Here is a 20,118-nt window from a genome sequence, read left to right on the forward strand (position 1 = left end):
CATTCCCGCTCCCACTCCCCCCACCGCCCCGGACCCGCGCCCGTCACCGGTGATCAAGAGGTTTCGGTCACCGAGCCCGGCGTGTCGTGACCGAAACCTCTTGATCACCGGGAGGAGGGGGGTCAGGTTTTCAGGAGGACTCCGGTCAGGAGGACGCCGTGGGCGAGGTTGAGGACTCCGTCGCAGCCGGGGTAGCCGACCCGCGCCAGGCCGCCGGAGGCCTTGCGGCCGAACAGGTACGGGGCCAGGGAGTACGGGACGTCGGCGGTGACCGTCTCACCGGTCTCGATCTGGACGAAGTCCATCGACACCCGGTCGGTCGGCAGGTACTCCTGAAGGATCGCGCCGCCCTGGCCGACGGCGGCCCGCACACCGTCGGCCCAGTCCGTCGCGCTCAGCTCCGGACCGAGCAGCACCCCGTGCCCGGCCGAACCGTCGGCCGGCTTCGCCACCAAGGTGGCCTGCTCGGCGATGGCCCGGTCGAGCACCGCGGCGGTCAACGGCACCGTGTACGGCACGTGCCGGCGGATCAGCGCCTGGTCGTCGGCGGGCAGCCCGGCCACGTCCTCCCACAGCCAGGCGAAGGTGACCTTGTTGCCGAGCAGCCAGGCCGCCGCCGACACGAACATCGGTAGCGTGCCGGCGGCGAGGGCCCGGGCCACCGCGTCCAGGCCGGCGGTCGGAGTGACCCGGTTGGGCACGAAGAGCCGGAACAGCGCGTCGACCGGCGCGCCGTCGACGACCAGGCGGTGATCGGCGTCCACCGTGGCGGTGGAGACCGGGGCGATGACCAGGTCGATGCCGAAGTCCCGGGCCCGTACGGCGAGGGGGTCGAGGATCCGGATGAACGTCTGCGGGTCGTCCAGGCCGGGGTAGTCGGCGTCGAAGTCCATCAGCAGCGCCACCCGGGCGCCCTCGGGCAGCCGCAGCTCGTCGCGGATCGCCACGAACCGCTGGTCCAGCAGGGACGGGGCGGCCCGCACCGGCAGCTCGTCGAGGATGCCCTGGTCCTGGTAGAGGCGCGCGTACCGCTGGATGACGGTGTCGGCGTCGAACCCGCCGCCGAGGCTGCTGTCGATGTTGTACTCGACGAACTTCGGCACCCCGCCGGAGAAGATCACATCCGGTCGGTACGCGGCCAGCAGTGCCTCGGTCAGCGGCTCGGCCTCGTCCAGCAACCGGGTCTCCCCGGCCGGTACGCCGAGCAGCCGGCGCAGCTCCCCGGCGGTACCGGCGCGACGACGGCAGGCGTCGAGGATGAGCTGCGCCAACCGGTCGCAGACCTCGTTGAGCTCCCGCCAGGCGTCCGCGGTGAGCACCGGGGGCCGGGCCAACCGCCACTGCTTGTTGTAGGTGGCCCGGCCGTGGAAGACCTGCTCCCAGGCCGCCGCCCCACTGGCCACCATGGCCCGACGGGCCGGCTCCGGCAGCTCGGCCCAGGCCCGGCCGACCGCCGGCCACTGATAGTTCGGGTCGATCATGATGAGTCCTTCACGGTCAGGTGGATGGCGGTGACGAGGTGGTCCCGGCCGGGTTGCACGGCGCGGTCCAGCGCCGGGGCGAACGGCAGCACCGCCCCGTCCGGTCGGGTGACCCGGCGCGGCGGGGCGAGCAGCCGGACCCGCTCCACCACCGAGGCGATGATCTCGGCGGCCATGCCGCAGGAACGGTTGCCGTCGTCGAACACCACGAGTCGCCCGGTGCGGGTGACCGACTCGATGAGACCGTCGATGTCGAACGGGTACAGGGTGCGCGGGTCGAACACCTCCACCGAGACCTGATCGGCCATCTCCTCGGCGACCGCGAGCGCGTCGTGCACCAGGTGCCCGATCGCGACCACTGTGACGTCGCAGCCGTTGCGGTGGATCCGGCCCCGGCCCAACGGCACCGGCGCCAGGTCGTCGACGTCGTCGCGCACGTCCATCGCGGGGGCCGGCGCGAACACCACCACCGGGTCGTCGTGACGGATCGCGGTGACCAGCAACCCGTACGCGTCGGCCGGGGTGGCCGGCACGACGGTGACCACGCCGACGTGCGCGAAGAGGCTGTACGGGTGGTCGGAGTGCTGCCCGGCCCACCCGGTCCGCGAGCCGGAGCCGGGCACCAGGTAGGTGACGGGGACACGGCACTGCCCACCGGTCATCAGCGGGAACTTGTGCGCGTGGTTGACGATCTGCTCGAAGACGAGGAACAGCAGCGACGGGATCTGAAACTCGATCACCGGCCGCAGCCCGGCCAGCGCCGCCCCGGTGGCGAAGCTGGTGAACGCCTGCTCGGACAGCGGGGTGTCGCGGACCCGTTCGGTCCCGAACCGCTTGGCCAGCCCGGTGGTCACCAGCGACGCGCCGACCTGGATGTCCTCGCCGAGCAGGAACACCGCCTCGTCGTGGGCCAACTCGTCGGCGAGCGCCCGGGTCAACGCCCGCCGGTACGACAGTCGCGGCACCTCACCCACCTCCGGTGCGTACGGTCAGGCCACTGGCGTACAGGTAGGCCAACGCGTCGGCCGGGTCGGGTTCGGGGCTGTCCAGGGCGAACCGCACCGCCGCGTCGACTGTCGCCTCGACCTCGGCGTTCACTGCTGCCCGGTCGGCGTCGGCAAGCCGTGAGCCCTGAATGTCCACCGGGTCCCGGGCCCGGCCCCGGGTCACCTCGTCCGGCGGCCGGTAGTCGAGGCGTACCGCGTGTTCGAAGGTGTGGTGGGCGTCGAAACGGTAGGTCCGGGCCTCGATCAGCTCGGGGCCACCGCCGGCGCGCATCCGGTCGACGGCGGCGGCCGCGGCGGCGCGTACCGTCTCGGGGTCCTGGCCGTCGACCTCGACGGCCGGGATGTCGAACGCGGCGGCCCGGCCGGCGATGCTGCCGGCCACCGCGCCGGCGACCGGCATGGTGGTGGCGTAGCCGTTGTTCTCGCAGACGAACAGCACCGGCACCCGCCAGAGCGCCGCCAGGTTGAACGCCTCCAGCAGCATCCCCTCGTTGACCGCGCCGTCGCCGAAGAAGCTCACCCCGACGGTGTCGTGGCCCTGCCGTCGCCGGGCCCAGACCGCGCCGGTGATGATCGCCCCGGAGGCGCCGACGATCGCGTTGGCGCCGAGCACGCCGATGCTCAGGTCGGCGGCGTGCATCGAACCGCCCCGGCCGGCGTTGAGGCCGGTGACCCGGCCGCACAGCTCGGCGAGCATCCGGGCCGGGTCGGCGCCGCGCGCCAGCACGTGCCCGTGCCCCCGGTGGGTGCCGGCGAGCACGTCGTCGGCACCCAGCGCCGCGCAGACGCCGGCGGCGACCCCCTCCTGGCCGAGGTACGGGTGGATGCCGCCGACGATCTGCCCGCCGTGGACCAGCTCCACCGCCCGTTCCTCGAACCGGCGGATCAGCCGGACCGTGCGGTAGAGCCGGACCCTGTCGGCGTCGGTCACGCCGGCCCCTTGATGGCGGCGAGGATGTCGTCCCAGAGCCGGGCCCGAGCGGCCAGCGCGGTGTTGACGGTGTCGGCGCACTCCTGCCACTTGCTGTCGTCGTCGCCGCACAGGTCGGCGAGCATCTGCATGGCCATCGGGGTGTGCTGTTCGCCGTCGACCTCGATGTGGCGTTCCAGGTAGTCGACGAACGTGTGCAGCCGGTTGCTGACCTCGTTGACCGAGACGACCTGGGTGAACATGTCCGGGATCAGGTCCTCCCGGCCGAACGCGAAGGCCGCCGCCTGACAGTGCACCGGGGTCGACTCGATGATCTGCCAGGTGGTCGCCGCGAACCTCGCCGACGCGGCGGGCACCCCCGCCTCGGTGAGCGCCTCGGTGACCGGACGACCGGCGCGCAGCAGCTCGATGAGGGCGTTCACCGCCGTGGTGTCCGCGCCCGCCTCGGCCATGCCCCGCACGTACAGCTCGAAGTGGCTGATGTAGCCGCCGCCCAGCTCGTCGCTCTCCTCGACCATGACGATGTCGTTGATGAGGCGACGACTGCCGGTCGGGCCGGTGGGGATCCACGGCACGCTGACGCAGGTCAGCTGCCGCTGCAAGGACTTCAGCAGGGACATGAAGTCCCAGACCGCGAAGACGTGGTGCTCCATGAAGGTGACGAGCGCCTGGTGGGTGTCGAGGTTGGTGTAGAGCGGGTGCTTGACCACGGCGTCGCGGCGGTCGGTCACCGCCCGCTCCAACCGCTCGATGCCCGGGTGCGTCCTACCCCAGTCGTATCGTGACATGTCAGCCTCCCTGCTGGGCGCGGTGGCGCCAGATGACCGGGCAGTAGTCGGGGTCCGCGTAGTCCGGCCGCCCGTCGTGGGTGCGGCGGACCAGCACGTCGTGGTTGTACGCGGCGAGCGTGCCGTCGGAGAGCGGGTACTCCCGCCAGGCGTTGTCGCCGTCCTGCAGGTGCAGCGAGATCGCCTGTCGGGGGCGACCGCTGACATTGGGGCCGCTGCCGTGGTAGGTGCGGCAGTGGTGGAAACTCACGTGTCCCTTGGGGATCACCATCGGGATCTTGCGGATCTCCGCGCCGTTGTACGCGGCGTTCTCGGCCAGCATCTCCTCCAGCTGGCTGCGGTCCCGGTCGGCGAAGTGTCGCACCACCGTGTCGTCCGCGCCGATCTCCTTCCACCGGTGCGAGCCGTCGACCATGGTGATGGTGCCCATCTCCTCCCCGCAGTCGTGGAAGGGGATGAACGCGGTGAGCATCTTCTCCGACGACGAGGACGCCCAGTAGTGCTTGTCGAAGTGCCAGGGCACGATGTTGCTGGGCTCCCCGTCGATCGGCGGCTTGTAGATCAGGGTGGACTGGAAGACCCGGATCTCGTCGGCCTGGGCCAGCCGGGCGGCGACCGCGCCGATCAACGGTTTGCGCAGGATCGCGCCGAGCCCGTCGTGCTCGTGGTGGACGTAGTCGTTGTGCCGCTGCACCGGCCCCCTGGACGGGTCCCAGTAGGCGAGCTTCGGTGGGCGTACCGGAAGCCGGCGGTCCCGCTCACCGTCGTAGTAGCGCGCCGCCGCGGCGGCGAGGGCGTCCACCTCGTCGTCGGTGAAGATCTTCTTCGACAGGTACCAGCCGTGCTCGGCGTAGTGCCGCACGTCATCGTCGGACGGCAGCAGCTCCCGCTCCTCGGCGGTCAGCGTGGGCTCGTACTCCGTAGCGGTCATGCCCCCACCCCCTGTGGGGTGGCCGCCACGGCGGCCAGTTCCCGCTCCTTGGCCTCGTAGAGCGCCTTGATGTTGCCGCTGCCGAAGCCCCGCGCGCCGCGCCGCTCGATCAGCTCCAGGAAGAGCGTGCGGCGCACGTGCATCGACTCGGCGAAGATCTGCAACAGCTGGCCGTCGTGGTCGGAGTCGACAAGCACACCCAGCTCGCGCAGTCGGTCCAGCGGGGCGTCCACCCGGCCGACCCGCGCCTCCAGGGCGTCGTAGTAGCTGGCCGGGGTGCCGGCGAAGCGCACCCCGCGCCGGCCCAGCGCCTCCACGGCGGCGACGATGTCCTCGGTGCGCAACCCCAGGTGCTGCACTCCCCCACCGGCGTGCTGGTCGAGGAACGCGTCGATCTGCCCCGGCCGCCGGGTGCGGTCCGGTTCGAGCAGGACCACGGTGACCCGCCCGGACGGGCTCTGCACCACCTTGGAGTTCATCCCCTGCCCGTCGACCTCGATGTGCTCCTCGAAGATCTGCGCGAAGTCGAACAGCGCCTCGAAGTGTCGGACCGTCTCGTCGAGCTGACCGGGCGGCACGCAGACCGCCAGGTGGTCGATCTCGGCGAGCACCGGCGGGTGGTTGTCGTTCGCCGAGGCCGCCGGGGTGATGGCGCCGGGCAGGAACTCAGCCTTGTCGCCCCGGCGCTGCACCAGCCGGTGCCGCACGTCGGCGAAGCCGTCCACCTCGGCGATCACCACCTCGGCGTCCGCGCCGGTGCGGGTGGTCGGCGGCGTCACGCCGGTCGCGCCCCGACCCACCAGCTCGGCGTACGCGGCCGACACGTCGTCGACCCCGACCGCGACGACAGCGATGCCGTCACCGTGGCGCTGCACGTACCGGGCCGCCGGATGCTCTGCGCTCAGACCGGAGGTGAGCAGCAGTCGGATGTCGCCGTGGCAGAGCAGCAGTGAACGCTGCCCTTCCAGCCCGGTCTCCGGGCCACCCTGGCCACAGATCTCGAAGCCGACGGCGGTGCTGAAGTAGAAGGCCGCCTGCCGGGCGTCCCCCACGTAGAGTTCGATGTGGTCGATACCACTGATGTCCATGCCCTGAAACCCCTCCCACACAGTTCCCCCCGCGTTGCCGTCCGGGCGCGCCCGCCCGGGATGCCGCCTCGATCACCCCCTCGGCTCGGCGACGCGCGCCAGCACCAGGCTCACGTTCTGGCCGCCGAACCCGAACGAGTTGGTGACCGCGTACTCCGGGTCGGCCTTGCGGGGCGCGCCACGGATGTGGTCCGCCGGGCAGGCCGGGTCCGGGTCGTCGAGGTGGTACGTCGGCGGCAGCAGCCCCCGACCGAGCGCCACAGCGGTGGCCGCCGCCTCCACCACCCCGGAGGCGCCGAGCAGGTGACCGGTGAGCGCCTTGGTGGAGCTGACCGGCACGCCCCCGACGCCGAAGACGTCCGCCAGTGCGGTGGTCTCCGCGATGTCACCGAGCTTCGTGCCGGTGCCGTGCGCGTTGACGTAACCGACCACCGCCGCCGGCACACCGGCGCTGCGCAGGGCCCGGCGGATGCACGCCGCCGCGCCGGCACCGTCCGGTCGGGGGGCGGTCGGGTGGTACGCGTCAGTCGTCGCGCCGTGCCCGGCCACCTCGGCGTACCCGGTGACGCCGCGCGCCGCGGCGTGCTCGGCGCGCTCCAGCACCAGCAGCGCAGCGCCCTCGGACAGGACGAAACCGCTGCGGGAGGTGTCGAACGGTCGGCTCGCCCGGCCCGGGTCGGTGCCGGCGCGCGCCAACGCCCGCGCGTTGCCGAAGGTGTCGGCGAAGGTCGGGAACAGCGGTGCCTCGCTGGCCCCGCACAGCACCACGTCGGCTTCCCCGGTCGCGATGAGCCGGACCCCGTCGGCGATCGCCTGGGCGCCGGAGGCGCAGGCGGTGCCGACCGACGAGCTGTAACCCCGGATGCCGTGGGCGATGGCGATCCGCGCCGCCGGCATGTTCGGCAGGATCCCGGTGAGCAGGTACGGGCTGACCGCCGCCCGACCCCGGGCCGCGCGTGCCAGCACCTGCGACTCCAGGGTGGCCATCCCGCCGACCCCGCCGACGATCACACCGATCCGGTCGGGATCGACGTCGCGACCCACCTCGATGCGGGCGTCGGCGAGGGCGTCGGCGGCGGCGATCAGGGCGAGCACGACGATCCGGTCCAGGACCCGGGCCTCCGGCCCGGACGCGACGGTACGCGGGTCGATGTCGGGCAGCACGCCGGCGACATCCAGCGACTCCCGCGCCGGGTGCCCCTCGGCCGGACAGGTCAGCCCGGACCGGCCGGTGGTCAGGGCGTCGAAGGTCTCCTCGACCCCCCGCCCGACCGGGGTGAACAGTCCCATCCCGGTGATCAGCGCGGTCACGAACGCGCCTCGGTGAGGTAGCGCTCCCGCAGGACCACCTTGCGGACCTTGCCGGTCACGGTTACCGGGATGTCGGCGGAGCGCACCGGCACGACCCGGCGCAGGGTGGCGCCGACGTCGGCACCGAGGGCGGCGCGGACCCGCTCGGTGCGGTCCTGCGCCTCGTCCGCACCGGCGGCCAACTCCAGCAGCACGTCGGTGACCACCACCCCGGCCTCGGCGACGATCACCACTGTGCAGTCGGTGACGTCCGGGCAGGCGGCGAGGATCCGCTCCTCGGACAGCGCCGTGTAGAAGCGCCGCCCGTCACCCGCGTCGACCGAGTCCACCGCCCGGTCCAGGTGGTAGTAGCGGCCGTCGGCGTCGGCGCGGACCAGGTCACCGGTGAGGTACCAGCCGCGCTGGCGGAAGCGGTAGGTGGTGACCGAGTCGTTCCAGTAGCCCCGGAACAGCGACGGCGAGTCGATGCCCAGGAAACCCACCTCGCCGACCGGCACCGGCTCACCGTCGGCGTCGAGCACCGCGACTGTGGCGAACTGGTACGGGCGGCCGATGCACCGGCCGTACCGGTCGGTGTCGGCGCGGTGGGTGATGTGGAACATCGAGTGCCCCATCTCGCTGGAACCCAGCCCGTCGATGAAGACCGACCCGGGCACCTTCGCCACCCCGTCACGGGTGACGGTGTCGTGCCAACCGACCGCCACGAGGCGGCGGATGTGCGGCTCGTGCGAGGCGTCGCCGGTGTTGAACCACAGCCGCACCGAGTCCAGGTCGTACCCGGACAGGTCGAAGCGGGCCAGTTCCGCCCAGGTGACCGAGAAGCCGAACACCCCGTCGGGGCGCCAGCGTTGGATCGCGTCCAGCACCTGCTCGCCGCCCTGCTCGGACAGCAGGAACATCTGCGCGCGGTTGCCCAGCGCCTGGTTGACCATCAGCACCGTCGCGGTGTGCGGTGCGGGCAACGCGTTGAGGATCCGGGTGGTGCCCTGCGCCTGCGGCATGGTGAGCAGGTGCCGGGTGGCCGCGAAGAGGCTGGCGTGTGAGTGCAGCACCGCCTTGGGCACCCCGGTCGTCCCGGAGGTGTGGGTGATGACGATCGGGTCGTCCGGGTGGTGCCGGTAGTGCGCCGGCGCGGCGGCCGGGTCGCCCGTGCCGGCCTGCGCGGGGGTGCCGAGCAGCGGCACGCCCAGGTCGTGCCCGGCCAGCAGCGCGGTGTGCGCGTCGTCGGCCAACACCCCGACGCCGCGCAGGCGGCGGATGTACTCGGCGGCGATCTCCGGGCGGAGCTTGCCGTTCATCAGCGCCGGGATCGCGCCGAGGCGGGCCAGCGCCAGGAAGCTGAGCACCATGTCGGCGGCGGCGGTGGCCCAGACGGCGACCGGGTCGCGGGGGCGTACCCCGTGTTCGTGCAGCCAGGCGGCGCGGGCGGCGACCCGTTCGTCGAGCTGCCCCAGCGTCAGTGGCGTCTCGGCGGGGTGCCCGTCGACGGCGGTGTCGAAGGTCAGGCCGGGCCCGTCCGGGTCGGCGCCGTGCGCCAGCACCCGGGCCAGGACGTTGCCCGCCCCCAGTTCGGTGTCGGCGGCCAGTGCGCCGCGCAGTCCCCGTTTCCTCATGGTCGTGCTCCTCCCCCCAGCAGCACCGCGACCGCCTCGGTCGGCCCGTCGGGTGCCTGTTCGATCAGGATCAGCAACACCTCGTCGGCGTCACCGTCGTCGCGTAGCAGGTCGGCCTCGGCGACACCGTCGGTGTACGGGTCGCCGGTCGGGCTGAGACAGACCACCGGACCGCGCAGGCCCCACCGGGCGGCGATGTGCCCGGCGACGCTGTTGGGCACGGACTGGAAGAAGAACAGCGGGCCGACCCGCCCGCCGGCCTCGACGGTCGCCCGTACGTGTCGGGCGCTGGCCAGGTCGCCGCTGGCGCTGACCAGCACGATCCCCGTGCGCACCTCGGGTGGCACCTGCTGGGTGCCGTACCCCCGCCGTAGGCACCGCTCGGCGACGGCCACCACCACCGGCGCGAAGTCCGAGTGCACGAACCCCGGCACCCCCGCCACGCCGCCCTCGTCCCCGACCTCCGGCCACCAGGCCCTCGCCCGCTCCCCCGCCCCCGCCCTCGCCCTCTCCCTCTCCCCCGGCGATCTTGAAGTTTCGGTCGTCGTTTCGGGCGCTTGGTCGGATTCGTCGGGACAGAAAGTGCACGATCGCGGGGAGTTGGCGGCGGTCATCCGACGCCGACCAGGAGCGCGGTGTTGGCGCCACCGAAGGCGGCGTTGAGGGTGAGGGCGTGGGTTGCCGTCGTGCGGCGTGGAGCGGTGGTGATGACGTTGAGTGGGCACGCCTCGTCGGGGCCCCGCCAGCCGGCGTTGACCGGCAGCTCACCGTGGCGCAGCGCGAGGGCGGTGACCACCAGTTCGAGCAGCCCGGACGCCTCCAACGCGTGCCCGTGCACCGACTTCGTGGAGCTGACCGGGACCTCGGTGGCGCGCCCGCCGAGGGCCCGGCGCAGTGCGGCCGCCTCGGCGGCGTCGCTCTGCGCGGTGCCGGTGGCGTTGGCGTTGACGTAACCGACGGCCTGCGGTGCCAGCCCGGCCCGGCGCAGCGCGCCGCCGACCGCGCGGGCCAGCCCGGTGCCGCCGGGCTCCGGCTGGCAGGGGTGGAACGCGTCACCGGCCCGTCCCCAACCGGCCACGGTGGCCACCGGATCGGCGCCACCGCGTCGTCGGCCGCTGCTCGACTCCAGCACGACCGCGGCCACGCCGTCGCCGAGCAACAGCCCCCGCCGGCCGGCGCTGAACGGGCGGACCGCCCCGTCGACCGCGAGGGCGCGACCGGCGTCGAAGAGCGCGAACTGGTCCGGCTCCACCAGGTAGCCGGCGGCGACGACCACCCGTTCGACGTCACCGCGGGTGATCTGAGCGGCGGCGTCGGCCACCGCCGTGCTCGCCGACACGCAGGCGCTGGTGTAGACCCGGGTGCGCCCGGAAAGGCCACATCGGGCGGCGAGCTGACCGGCGAGCACGGCCGGGGCCGGGCCGGTGGCCGGTCCGCCGTGGACGGCGAGCAGCAGGGCGCACCCGGTGCGGCCCTCGCGGTCCAGGCCGGCCGCCCGGCAGGCCTCGTCGATCGCGGCGGCCAGCTCGTCGGGCAGCGTGCCGACCTCGGGCACTGTGGCCGCCACGGTGACCCGACGGGCGGCGGTGTCGAACCGGCGTACCGGGCCGAAGGCCGGCACACCGGCCAGCACGCCGGCAAGCTGCGCGTCGGCGCCCCGACCGAGGGCGCTGACGGCGTACACACCGGTGAGCTGGGCGACGCGCGCCTCAACCATCTGTGGGGGCGGTCAGCGACGCCCGGAACACCGCCAGGGCGTCGTCGACGGTACGGATGCCGGCCAGCTCGTCGTCGGCCAGGTCGAGTCGGCGTTCGTAGCGCTGCTCGACGAGGTGCACCAGCCAGGCGAGCTCCATCGAGCCGATCCGGTCGGACACCTCGGCGGCTGGTTTCGCGGTGAGTTCGGCGAGCATGCTCAGCAGGTCAGCTCGCCCCAGATCGGGCTGACCGCTCATCAGACCGGGTCGCTCGTGGCCTCGGCGACACGCTTGGCGACCATTGTGGTGAACTCGCCGACAGTCATCAGGGCCAGCTGCTCGGACTCGTCGTCGGCGAACGTCACGCCGTAGCGGTCCTCGACTCGGACGGACAGGTCGGCCAGGGCGAGAGATTCCAGGTCGACGCCGGACGGGCCGAGTGTGGTGTCGTCGTCGAGCCCCTCGACGTCGTAGTTCATGTCGGCGAGCTGCTCGACGACGAAGGCGCGGACCTCGGCTCTCATGGATACCCTCTCTGCGTGGGCCAGCTGACGGTGTCCGGTCGGGACACCGCCTACGTGTGGGTCGGCCGGGACACCGGCGGTCAGCCGGATCCGGCCGCTGTGCTGTTGCGGCGGGCGGGTGCTCTGCTGCTCGGCCGCGCGGAGACCGCCGTGGTGCTGACGCACGACAGCGCGGGACGGCCGGTGGTCCGGGTCGACGAGGTGACCGGACCGGTCGAGCTGGCGGTCAGCGTCAGCCGCACCGCCGGGCTGGTGGTGGTCGCCGCCCGTCGGGGCGGCGCGGTCGGGGTGGACGTGGAACGGATCCGCCCGCTGCCGGCGCTCGCGCTGGCCCACCGCTGGTTCCCGCCCGCCGAGCTGGCCTGGTTGGGCGATCGGCCCGAGGCTGGCCGGACGGTGGACTTCCTGCGGTTGTGGACCGCGAAGGAAGCGGTCGGTAAGGCGCTCGGGCGGGGGTTGCGCGACGGCGGGCTGCGCCGGTTGATGCCGACGCCGGGGCTGTCGTTGCGGCTGGTGCCCGGCGTCGAGCCCGTACGGGTCGGTCACCCGCCGCTGGGCGAGGGCCTGGTCCTGGCGGTCGCCGGGTACGCGGCCACGCGGGTCGACGTCGAGGTGGTGCAGGGGCCCGGTCACGGGCTGACCGCCGAGCGCAGCGCGTCGGTCGAGCGGACCAGCTTGCCGGTGGTGGTGCGGGGCAACTGATCGAGCAGGTGCAGCGTCCGGGGCCGTTTGTAGCCGGCCAACCGTTCGGCGAGGAGCTTGTCCAGCGTCTCCTCCGACAGCGGGCCGTCGGGTTGGACGTACGCGGTGATGCCGTCATCCCAGACCACCACCGCGGCGGCCACCCCGGTCAGCTCGGTGACGGTGGCCTCCACCTCGGTCAGGTCGACCTTCATCCCGCCCACGGAGACCTGCGAGTCGAGTCGACCGCGCACGGTGACCAGGCCGGTGTGCTCGTCGACGGTGCCGGCGTCGCGGGTGTGCAGCCAGCCGTCGGCCCAGCGGGTCGGGTCGCTCAGCCCGACGTACGGCGACGCCGGGCAGGACACCCACAGCTCACCGCCGCGCTCCCGGACCTCGATGCCGGGCGCGGGGGCGATCGACGGTCGGTGTGCGCCGTGCAGGTCGGTGCCGATCACCCCGACCTCGGTCATCCCGTACATGTTGCCCAGGGGCACCCCGTACCGGTCGGTGAACGCCCGGGCGACGGCGGCCGGCACCAGTTCACCCCCGGTGGTCATCCGCCGCAGCTGCGGCAGGGGCCCGGCCGGTCGGGTGGAGGCGAGCAGTCCGATGTGGAACGGCACGCCCAGCACGGTGGCCGGTGTGGTGCCGGCACTGATGGCGGCCAGCACGGCGTCGCCGCTGAGGCGTTGGGGCGGGACCAGCTCGACCCCGGCGTGCAGCCCGTAGAGCAGGCCACCGACCAGGCCGAGCACGTGCACCATCGAGGGCAGCAGGATGATCCGCTCGCCGGGCAGCGCCACCCCGTCGATCCGGGTGTAGCGGTGCACCTCGGCGACCAGGTCGGCGGCGGTGCGGCCGATCACCTTGGACGGTCCGGTGGAGCCGGAGCTGAGCTGGATCACGGCGTGACCGCTGACCGCCGGACGGTCGGCATAGCGGGTGACGCCCTCGGTGACGTCGACGAAGATCTTCAGCGCGCCGCCACCGGTGCGCACCGGGGCGATCACCACCTGCGGGGTCAACCGGAGCAGCGCGCGGTCCACCTCGTGGTCGGTGAGCCGGTGGTCGAGCAGGATCGCCTGACCCCCGGCCCGCCAGGTGGCCAACAGGTTGACCACGTACGCCAGGGACGGGGGCAGACGCAGCGCGGCGGCGCCACCGGGGCGCAGTCCGGCGGCGGTGAGCCGGTCCTGCGCGGCGGTGACCAGGCGGTGCAGGGTGGCCCGATCGATCGGCTCGGGCAGTCGGAGACAAACGTCGGTCGGGCGGCCCGCGAACAGGACTTCGTCCACCCAGCCGGGGTCTGTCGCCGTAGGATCTTCTGCCGTCACTGCCGTTCACCGCCCAGCATGAAAGAGGGCGAATCCGCCCATCAGGTACGCTTGTCGGGGTGCTGCGGGGAACCATACGACGCCACCATTGCCATTGCTAGATGCAAATGGATGGATCAAAAGCAGCGGCCAGCCGGATTGCCGACAGCCCGTTCGGCGGACAGAATCGGGCGGGTGACCCGGCACAGCGTCACCGAGGCATGACGCCTCGTACAACCGTCGCGCGCCCTCAACCGGACGGCCGATGGCGTCGGTCGCCGGCTGGCCCGACGAGGGTGGGTCGCGCCCCGCCGGCTGCTGCCCGGCCGCCGTGGGCGCGCTCGGCGATGCGGGTACGCGCGCTAGTCCGGTTTGATGCTGGCGAGTTGGACCAGCAACTGAACGAGCCGGTAGGCCTCGGCGACGTCAACGGCGCGGAAGGCGACCGTCCGCCCGCCGCCGACGCGGGCCACACCCGGCACCAGCACCGCGAGGTCGACCATGTACGGGCCGTAGAGGTCGACCTCGACGTGCAACGGCCCGGCCATCGCCACCGGGGGAATCGAGGCGCGCCGGGCGATCGCGTCGGCGGCGGCGTGACGCAGCCGCTCCCGTGCCTCCTGCGGATGCAGCGCCACCGCGGCGGCCTGGCCCACTGTCTGCTTGACGGCGACGGTGACCGCCGAGGGCACCAGCTCACTGAATTCCGCGCAGGCGGTGTCGTCCCCGCTGAGCAGAACCACCGGCACGTCCAGGTGCCCCGCCATGGCGACGTTGAGGCCGATCTCGCCCAGCGATCGTCCGGCCACTCGCACGTCGAGGATGGCGTCGCTCATCGTGTGCGCCAGCACGGCGGGCCCGGCACCGGCCCGGGCGTGATAGCCGATGAGCAGCACGGCATCCGTGCCCTCGTCCAGCCCGGCGAGCATGCCCAGCGGGCGGGGTCTGCCCCGCACCAGGTGGGCACGCCGGTCGAGGTCCTCCGGCAGGAGGTTCCGGAACGTTCCGTGCGCGTCGGCGACCCACACCACCGCGCCGGGTTCAGCGTCGAGAACGCCGGCGATCGCCGCGTTCGCCTCGGCCGTCATCAACGCCCGGCCGCGCTCATAGTCGTACCGATCCGGGTTCGTCTCACTGGGATGCACAACCCCCGAGAGGCCTTCCATGTCCACAGAGACCAGCACCTTCATAAACCCCGAACCTACGCCCCCGCGCGCCCCGCCCCACCGCGCCGATCTTGCACTTTCGGTTGTCGAAACGAGTGGCATGTCCCCTATGCCGCGACACCAAGTGCAAGATCGCGGAGAGGCGAGCCGTGGGGGCGCGGACGGTCAGGTTAGGGCTGGGGTTTGGGCGTGGATGTGGAAGCGCAGGGAACGGGCGTCGGTGAAGCACTCCCGCATCGGGCGGACGAGGTCCCGGTGTTCGGGGCTGCGTTCCCAGTTCTCGAAGTCGGCCAGGGTCGCCCACTCACTGGTGATCAACCACTGCTCCGGGTCGGTCGACGAACGGCACACCTGGTCGACCAGGTGCCCCGGCACGCCACCGGCGACCAGGTGCCGCACCTGTTCGTACGCGGCGAGGAACGCCTCGGTGCGCGGCACCGGCACCCGTACCAGGAAGACCACCCGGGCCCGCTGCTCGGTCATGACGGCTCTCCCCTCATCGGCGCGGCCCCGCGCAGGACCAGCGCGCTGTTGAATCCGTCGAAGCCCCGCGCACACACCAGCGCGAGCCGGCTGCGCGGCCGGCGGTGCTCCCGGAGGAAGTCCAGCTCGCAGCCCTCGGCCACCTCGTCCGGGCCGGCCGACGCGGGCAGCGTGTCGTGGGCGAAGGCGAGCAGCGCGGTGGCCACGTCCAACGCCGAACCGCCCTGGTACGCCCGACCGGTCAGCGGTTTATGGGTGGTCACCGGCGGCGGCCGGTCGGCGAACACGGCCCGCAGGGCCTCGGCCTCGCTGCGGTCGTAGCGGGGCACCCCGAGCGCGTCGGGCAGCACCACGTCGATGCCGGCCGCGGCGACACCCGCCCGGTCGAGGGCCAGGCGCATGGCGCGCGCGTACTGGGCCGGGTTGCCGGCACTGTCGGCGGTGGTGTGCGCGGCGTCGTGGGTGGACCCCCACCCGCTCACCTCGCCGTAGACCCGGGCACCCCGGGCCAGGGCGTGCCCCAGCTCCTCCACCACGAACACCGCTCCGCCCTCGGCCGGCAAATAGCCGCTGGCCGTGGCGTCGAACGGCCGGTACGCCCGCTCCGGGTCCGCGACGTCGCTGAGCAGCCCCGAGCGCAGCTGGCAGGCCAGCGCGTACGGGCTCAACGGGCATTCGGTGGCCCCGGCGATCACCACCGGGGTGCCCCGGCGTACCGCACGGGCGGCGTGCGCCAGGCTGTCCAGCCCACCGGCCGACTCGGCGACCAGCACCCCGCTCGGGCCCTTGAACTGGTGGTGGATGGAGAGCTGCCCGACGCTGGCCGCGTAGAACCAGGCGATCGACTGGTACGCCCCGACCGTGCGTGACGTGCCGCCCCACAGGCGCTGCAGCTCCCGCTGACCGAACAGGTTGCCGCCGGACGAGCTGGCCAGGGTCACCGCGTAGCCGTACGGGTCCGGGGCCCGGTCGGGCAGGCCCGCGTCGGCCAACGCCAGCCGGGTGGCGGCGAACCCGAGGTGGGTCCACCTGTCGGTCTGCACCAGCTGCCGGCTGTCGGCGTACGAGTCGGCGGTGAACCCGGGCACCTCCCCACCGAAGCGGGTCGGGTAGCCGGACGGGTCGAACAGGGTGATCGGCCCGGTCCGGCGGGTTCCGGCGAGCACCGTACGCCAGTGCGAGTCCGCGCCGATGCCGCTGGGCGCGACCACCCCGATGCCGGTCACCACCGCCCGGGACGTCACGCCGCCACCGCGCCGACCATCCGACGGAACACCATCGCCGACTGGAAACCGCCGAACCCGCTGCCTACCGAGAGGGCCACGTCCACCGGGACCTCCCGGGCCTCGTTGGGTACGTAGTCCAGGTCGCACTCCGGGTCCCGGGTGCTCCAGTTCGCCGTCGGGGGCACCACACCGAACTCGATGGCGAGGGCGCACGCGGCCATCTCGATCGACCCGATCGCGCCGAGCGAGTGCCCGACCATCGACTTGATCGAGCTGATCGGCACCCGGTACGCGGCCTGGCCCAGCGCCCGCTTGAACGCGGCCGTCTCGTGCCGGTCGTTCTGCCGGGTGCCCGAGCCGTGCGCGCTGATGTAGGAGACCTGCTCGGGCAGGATCCGACCCTGCCGCAGCGCGTCGGTGACGGCGAGGCCCATCTCCAACCCGTCCGGGCGCAGCCCGGTCATGTGGAAGCCGTTGCTGCGGCTCGCGTAGCCGGCCACCTCGCAGTAGATGTGCGCCCCCCGCCGCCGGGCGTGCCCGGCCTCCTCCAGCACCAGCACCGCCCCACCCTCGGCCAGCACGAACCCGTGCCGGTCGGCGTCGAACGGGCGCGAGGCGTGCGCCGGGTCGTCGTTGTCCGGGCTGGTCGCCTTGATCGCGTCGAACGAGGCGACGGTGACCGGCGAGATCGGCGAGTCGGACGCGCCGGCCAGCATCACGTCCGCCTCACCGTCCACGATCATCTGATGGGCGTACCCGATGGCGTCGATGCCGGAGGTGCAACCGGTGGACACCACCTGCGCCGGGCCGTGCCACCCGTGCCGGCAGGCCACGTCCGCCGCGAGGCTGCTGGGCACCAACGCCTGATAGAGGTACGGGCCACCGCGCGCCCCGTCCACCAGCCAGCGCCGGCCGTGCTCGCTCACTGTGACGTACTCCTGCTCCAACGCCATCGTGCCGCCCACCGCGGTGCCCAGCACCACCCCGGCCCGGTCGCGTTCCGCGTCGGTGAGCACCAGTTGGGCGTCGGCCACCGCCTCGGCGGAGCAGGCCAGCGCGAACTGCACGTACCGGTCGGCCCGGCGTCGCTCGGTCTCGCTGAGCCCCGCCGCTACCGGGTCGAAGTCGCACTCCGCCGCGATCTGCGACCGGAACGCCGACGGGTCGAAGAAACTGATCCGCCGGGTGGCGGTCCGCCCCTCGGTGATGGTCTTCCAGAAGCGGTCCCGGCTGGCGCCGCCCGGGGCGACCACCCCGATCCCGGTCACCACCGTGCGGCGCCCAGTCATGATCCGCCCCGCTGTTCGACCAGTTCGGTGTCGACGTGGCCCAGCTCTGGGCGGGGGGCGAGCGGGCCCAGGTGGAAGACCACCTCGGCCGGTTCGACGCCGGTGTTGCGCAGCCGGTGCCGCACATTGACCGGAACGAACAGCCCTTCACCGGCGGCCAGCAACGTCGGTTGGTCGTCCAGGTCCACCGTGATCGCGCCGCGCACCAGGTAGAGGAACTCCTCGCTGTACGGGTGGTAGTGCTCGGCGATCCGCTCCCCCGGCGCGAGGGTGGCCACCCCGAGGAAGCCCGAGGTGCTGCCGACGGTGCGGGGGCCGAGCAGCACCCGCAGCTCACCGCCGCGCCGACGGTCGGCGGGGACGTCCCGGGCGGCGATCGGGCGGGTGCTCAGGTCACTCATCGTCGGCCTCCGTCGACCCGTCGCCCACCGAAACGCCCTGGTCGGCGCGCTGCCGGGCGATCCGCTCCACCCGGTCCTTGATCACCGCGAGTTGGATCACGCTGTTGGTGTTGATCCGTTCGGTCATCGCGGCGTTGTCGACCGGCGCGGTGGGCTTCATCGCGAAGTCCTGCGTCCAGGTCATCCGGGTGCCACCGGCCTCCTCGGTGTAGCGCCAGTGGATGCGCATGTACTCGAACGGCCCGGTCTCCACCCGGTGCGCCCGGACCTGCCTGCTCACCGGGTCGGCGGTGCGTTCACTGACCCAGCTCCAGGTCGTCCCGTTCTCGTCGGGGTACATGGTGAGCCGGAACCGCACCGTGTGACCCTCACGGTGCAGGATGTCCACCACGGCGTACTCGGTGAACAGCTCGGTCCAGTTCGCCACGTCGTTGGTGACCTCCCAGACCAGCCCGAGGGGCGCGTCGATGACCACGCTGTTCTCGGTGTGCCCGGGCGGGTCGGTGCGGCGGGCGACCAGGTCGGCGACCGCCGGGATGCTCAACTGCCCGGCCTGCTCGGGGATGCTCACCTGCCAGCGGTCGGCGACCACGGCGGACAGCTCCAGCAGGGCGAGTGAGTCCATGCCCAGCTCCTCCAGGGACGCCGCGGGCGCCCGGGCCGCGGCGTCGGCGTCCAGCCCGCAGTGCGCCACCAGGATGTCGGTGATCTCGGCGGTCATCGGGCGACCATGGGTGACGGTCATCGGGTCCTCCTGTGTGTTGCGTCGGGATCTGCGGCGGGCGCGGTGCGCGGTGCGGGGGTGGCCGTCGGCTGGCCTGTCGGCTTGGCGAGCAGACGGTCGACCAGGCCGGTGGTGTAGCGGCCCTTGCGGAATGCGGCGTCGTCGAGCACCCGCCGGACGAACGGGATGGTGGTGTGCACGCCCGGGCCGGCGACATCGAACTCGTCCAGGGCACGTTCCAGCCGGTTGAGGGCCAACTCCCGGTCGGGCGCCCAGACGATCACCTTGGCGAGCAGGGAGTCGTACCAGGGGCCGACCAGGTAGCCGGCGCTGGCGTGGGTGTCCACCCTGGTGAACGGGCCGCCGGGTGGCGTGAACCGCTCCAACCGCCCGGGGGTGGGGGCGAAGTCGCGTCCGGGGTCCTCGGTGTTGACCCGGCACTCCACCGCGACGCCGTGCAGGCGGATCTCCTCCTGACGCCAGCGCAGCGGCACCCCGGCGGCGATGTGCAGTTGCTCGTGCACCAGGTCGATTCCGGTGACCATCTCGGTGACCGGATGTTCCACCTGGATCCGGCAGTTGATCTCCAGGAAGTGGAACTTCTCCTCGGTGTCGACCAGGAACTCCAGCGTGCCGGCGCCGACGAAGCCGACCTGGAGCGCACCCCGCAGTGCGGTCTCGGCGATGGTGTCGAGGACGGCGGCGGGCAGCGCCGGGGCGGGCGCCTCCTCGACCAGTTTCTGGTGACGCCGTTGCACCGAGCAGTCCCGGGTGCCCAGGTGCACGCCATTGCCGTGGGCGTCGCAGAGCACCTGCACCTCGACGTGGCGCGCCTCGGTGAGGTACCGCTCGACGTACACCCGGTCGTCGCCGAAGGCGGCCTGCGCGGCGGCCCTCGTGCGGGCGTACGCCCGGCGCAGCTCACCCGGGGTGCGCACCACTGTCATCCCACGGCCCCCGCCACCGGCGGCGGCCTTCACGATCACCGGGTAGCCGACGGCCTCGGCCACCTCGGCCGCCGCGGCGGCGGTCGGCACCGGCGCGACGCTGCCCGGCGACAGCGGCAGGCCGGCGCGGCTCATCAGGGCCCGGGCCGAGGACTTGTCGGCCAGCGCGGTCATCACCGCCGGCGGCGGTCCGATGAACGTCAGCCCGTTGTCGGCGCAGATCTCGGCGAAGTCGGCGTCCTCGGAGAGGAACCCGTAGCCGGGGTGCACCGCCTGCGCGCCCACCTGCCGGGCCGCCTCCACGATGGCGGCGGCGTTGAGGTAGCTGCGCCGACTCGACGCGGGTCCGATGCGGACGGCCTGGTCGGCGAGGCGGACCGCCGGCGAGTCGACGTCGGCCGCGGAGTAGACCACCGCCGTTCGCACGCCGAGTTCCTTGCAGGCGCGCAGCACCCGCAGCGCGATCTCGCCCCGGTTGGCGATCAGCACGGTCTCGAACATGGTCAACCACCCC

21 protein-coding genes are annotated in these 20,118 nt (G+C 72.9%); 1 reads left to right on the forward strand and 20 read right to left on the reverse strand.

Annotated features, from left to right (window positions below; translation table 11 throughout):
• Positions 1–122: 122 nt before the first annotated feature.
• The 12 genes from ACX27O_RS10665 to ACX27O_RS10720 form a co-directional block, all read right to left on the reverse strand.
• Positions 123–1,481: an ATP-grasp domain-containing protein gene (locus tag ACX27O_RS10665; protein WP_030333009.1), complete on the reverse strand. Its 1,359-nt coding sequence runs from the start codon at positions 1,479–1,481 to the stop codon at positions 123–125.
• Positions 1,478–2,446, reverse strand: coding sequence for an alpha-ketoacid dehydrogenase subunit beta (locus tag ACX27O_RS10670; RefSeq protein WP_358128657.1), 969 nt, complete (start codon positions 2,444–2,446; stop codon positions 1,478–1,480). The genes ACX27O_RS10665 and ACX27O_RS10670 overlap by 4 nt, the downstream gene beginning before the upstream one ends.
• A gap of 1 nt (position 2,447) precedes the next feature.
• Positions 2,448–3,419 (reverse strand): thiamine pyrophosphate-dependent dehydrogenase E1 component subunit alpha, encoded by a 972-nt coding sequence (locus ACX27O_RS10675; RefSeq protein WP_030333005.1) that lies wholly within the window; start codon positions 3,417–3,419, stop codon positions 2,448–2,450.
• Entirely contained in the window at positions 3,416–4,207 is a 792-nt protein-coding gene (locus tag ACX27O_RS10680; protein ID WP_030333003.1) for a DUF3050 domain-containing protein, read from the reverse strand. The genes ACX27O_RS10675 and ACX27O_RS10680 overlap by 4 nt, the downstream gene beginning before the upstream one ends.
• A gap of 1 nt (position 4,208) precedes the next feature.
• Positions 4,209–5,138 carry a phytanoyl-CoA dioxygenase family protein gene (locus ACX27O_RS10685; RefSeq protein ID WP_030333001.1) on the reverse strand — a complete coding sequence of 310 codons (930 nt, stop codon included), beginning with the start codon at positions 5,136–5,138 and terminating at the stop codon, positions 4,209–4,211.
• A complete protein-coding gene (gene hppD / locus ACX27O_RS10690) occupies positions 5,135–6,226 on the reverse strand; it encodes a 4-hydroxyphenylpyruvate dioxygenase (RefSeq protein ID WP_036411597.1) in 1,092 nt (363 codons plus the stop codon). Before hppD ends, ACX27O_RS10685 begins: the two co-directional genes overlap by 4 nt.
• Before the next feature lie 72 nt (positions 6,227–6,298).
• Positions 6,299–7,537 (reverse strand): beta-ketoacyl-[acyl-carrier-protein] synthase family protein, encoded by a 1,239-nt coding sequence (locus tag ACX27O_RS10695; protein WP_458939357.1) that lies wholly within the window; start codon positions 7,535–7,537, stop codon positions 6,299–6,301.
• Positions 7,534–9,150 (reverse strand): class I adenylate-forming enzyme family protein, encoded by a 1,617-nt coding sequence (locus ACX27O_RS10700; RefSeq protein ID WP_030332996.1) that lies wholly within the window; start codon positions 9,148–9,150, stop codon positions 7,534–7,536. Before ACX27O_RS10700 ends, ACX27O_RS10695 begins: the two co-directional genes overlap by 4 nt.
• Complete coding sequence (locus tag ACX27O_RS10705) at positions 9,147–9,593, reverse strand: beta-ketoacyl synthase chain length factor (protein WP_051708548.1); 447 nt, start codon at positions 9,591–9,593, stop codon at positions 9,147–9,149. The genes ACX27O_RS10700 and ACX27O_RS10705 overlap by 4 nt, the downstream gene beginning before the upstream one ends.
• A 167-nt stretch (positions 9,594–9,760) precedes the next feature.
• A complete protein-coding gene (locus ACX27O_RS10710; protein ID WP_458939358.1) occupies positions 9,761–10,867 on the reverse strand; it encodes a beta-ketoacyl-[acyl-carrier-protein] synthase family protein in 1,107 nt (368 codons plus the stop codon).
• A complete protein-coding gene (locus ACX27O_RS10715; protein WP_210860253.1) occupies positions 10,860–11,105 on the reverse strand; it encodes an acyl carrier protein in 246 nt (81 codons plus the stop codon). Before ACX27O_RS10715 ends, ACX27O_RS10710 begins: the two co-directional genes overlap by 8 nt.
• A complete protein-coding gene (locus tag ACX27O_RS10720) occupies positions 11,105–11,371 on the reverse strand; it encodes an acyl carrier protein (RefSeq protein ID WP_030332988.1) in 267 nt (88 codons plus the stop codon). The genes ACX27O_RS10715 and ACX27O_RS10720 overlap by 1 nt, the downstream gene beginning before the upstream one ends.
• Positions 11,372–11,386: 15 nt before the next feature.
• Between ACX27O_RS10720 and ACX27O_RS10725 the strand changes: the two genes are divergently transcribed.
• The gene (locus tag ACX27O_RS10725; RefSeq protein ID WP_030332986.1) at positions 11,387–12,073 is read left to right on the forward strand and encodes a 4'-phosphopantetheinyl transferase family protein; all 687 of its coding nucleotides are present in this window, start codon (positions 11,387–11,389) and stop codon (positions 12,071–12,073) included.
• Here ACX27O_RS10725 and ACX27O_RS10730 read toward each other — a convergent pair.
• From ACX27O_RS10730 to ACX27O_RS10765, 8 genes are all read right to left on the reverse strand, one after another.
• Positions 12,001–13,350 (reverse strand): class I adenylate-forming enzyme family protein, encoded by a 1,350-nt coding sequence (locus ACX27O_RS10730; RefSeq protein ID WP_458939360.1) that lies wholly within the window; start codon positions 13,348–13,350, stop codon positions 12,001–12,003. The two genes, ACX27O_RS10725 and ACX27O_RS10730, sit on opposite strands and share 73 nt — an antisense overlap.
• A 380-nt stretch (positions 13,351–13,730) precedes the next feature.
• Positions 13,731–14,636, reverse strand: coding sequence for a M55 family metallopeptidase (locus tag ACX27O_RS10735; protein ID WP_458939361.1), 906 nt, complete (start codon positions 14,634–14,636; stop codon positions 13,731–13,733).
• Between the two features lie 63 nt (positions 14,637–14,699).
• A complete protein-coding gene (locus ACX27O_RS10740) occupies positions 14,700–15,017 on the reverse strand; it encodes an antibiotic biosynthesis monooxygenase family protein (RefSeq protein WP_210865953.1) in 318 nt (105 codons plus the stop codon).
• Positions 15,014–16,261: a beta-ketoacyl synthase N-terminal-like domain-containing protein gene (locus tag ACX27O_RS10745; RefSeq protein ID WP_458939362.1), complete on the reverse strand. Its 1,248-nt coding sequence runs from the start codon at positions 16,259–16,261 to the stop codon at positions 15,014–15,016. The genes ACX27O_RS10740 and ACX27O_RS10745 overlap by 4 nt, the downstream gene beginning before the upstream one ends.
• The gene (locus ACX27O_RS10750) at positions 16,258–17,532 is read right to left on the reverse strand and encodes a beta-ketoacyl-[acyl-carrier-protein] synthase family protein (RefSeq protein WP_030332977.1); all 1,275 of its coding nucleotides are present in this window, start codon (positions 17,530–17,532) and stop codon (positions 16,258–16,260) included. Before ACX27O_RS10750 ends, ACX27O_RS10745 begins: the two co-directional genes overlap by 4 nt.
• Positions 17,529–17,933 carry a cupin domain-containing protein gene (locus ACX27O_RS10755; RefSeq protein WP_030332975.1) on the reverse strand — a complete coding sequence of 135 codons (405 nt, stop codon included), beginning with the start codon at positions 17,931–17,933 and terminating at the stop codon, positions 17,529–17,531. The genes ACX27O_RS10750 and ACX27O_RS10755 overlap by 4 nt, the downstream gene beginning before the upstream one ends.
• Positions 17,926–18,678 carry an SRPBCC family protein gene (locus ACX27O_RS10760; RefSeq protein ID WP_210862849.1) on the reverse strand — a complete coding sequence of 251 codons (753 nt, stop codon included), beginning with the start codon at positions 18,676–18,678 and terminating at the stop codon, positions 17,926–17,928. Before ACX27O_RS10760 ends, ACX27O_RS10755 begins: the two co-directional genes overlap by 8 nt.
• Positions 18,675–20,105, reverse strand: a complete 1,431-nt coding sequence (locus tag ACX27O_RS10765; protein WP_210865951.1) for an acetyl-CoA carboxylase biotin carboxylase subunit — start codon at positions 20,103–20,105, stop codon at positions 18,675–18,677. Before ACX27O_RS10765 ends, ACX27O_RS10760 begins: the two co-directional genes overlap by 4 nt.
• Positions 20,106–20,118: the final 13 nt, after the last annotated feature.

Source organism: Micromonospora sp. SD19 (genome assembly GCF_054462275.1).

Bases quoted from the DNA above. Each gene is read 5' to 3' on its own strand.
- ACX27O_RS10715 (WP_210860253.1), bottom strand. From the start codon at position 11,105: ATGAGCGGTCAGCCCGATCTGGGGCGAGCTGACCTGCTGAGCATGCTC.
- ACX27O_RS10685 (WP_030333001.1), bottom strand. From the start codon at position 5,138: ATGACCGCTACGGAGTACGAGCCCACGCTGACCGCCGAGGAGCGGGAG.
- ACX27O_RS10765 (WP_210865951.1), bottom strand. From the start codon at position 20,105: ATGTTCGAGACCGTGCTGATCGCCAACCGGGGCGAGATCGCGCTGCGG.
- ACX27O_RS10740 (WP_210865953.1), bottom strand. From the start codon at position 15,017: ATGACCGAGCAGCGGGCCCGGGTGGTCTTCCTGGTACGGGTGCCGGTG.
- ACX27O_RS10760 (WP_210862849.1), bottom strand. From the start codon at position 18,678: ATGACCGTCACCCATGGTCGCCCGATGACCGCCGAGATCACCGACATC.
- ACX27O_RS10750 (WP_030332977.1), bottom strand. From the start codon at position 17,532: ATGACTGGGCGCCGCACGGTGGTGACCGGGATCGGGGTGGTCGCCCCG.
- ACX27O_RS10720 (WP_030332988.1), bottom strand. From the start codon at position 11,371: ATGAGAGCCGAGGTCCGCGCCTTCGTCGTCGAGCAGCTCGCCGACATG.
- ACX27O_RS10710 (WP_458939358.1), bottom strand. From the start codon at position 10,867: ATGGTTGAGGCGCGCGTCGCCCAGCTCACCGGTGTGTACGCCGTCAGC.
- ACX27O_RS10665 (WP_030333009.1), bottom strand. From the start codon at position 1,481: ATGATCGACCCGAACTATCAGTGGCCGGCGGTCGGCCGGGCCTGGGCC.
- ACX27O_RS10680 (WP_030333003.1), bottom strand. From the start codon at position 4,207: ATGTCACGATACGACTGGGGTAGGACGCACCCGGGCATCGAGCGGTTG.
- ACX27O_RS10700 (WP_030332996.1), bottom strand. From the start codon at position 9,150: ATGAGGAAACGGGGACTGCGCGGCGCACTGGCCGCCGACACCGAACTG.
- hppD (WP_036411597.1), bottom strand. From the start codon at position 6,226: ATGGACATCAGTGGTATCGACCACATCGAACTCTACGTGGGGGACGCC.
- ACX27O_RS10755 (WP_030332975.1), bottom strand. From the start codon at position 17,933: ATGAGTGACCTGAGCACCCGCCCGATCGCCGCCCGGGACGTCCCCGCC.
- ACX27O_RS10735 (WP_458939361.1), bottom strand. From the start codon at position 14,636: ATGCCACTCGTTTCGACAACCGAAAGTGCAAGATCGGCGCGGTGGGGC.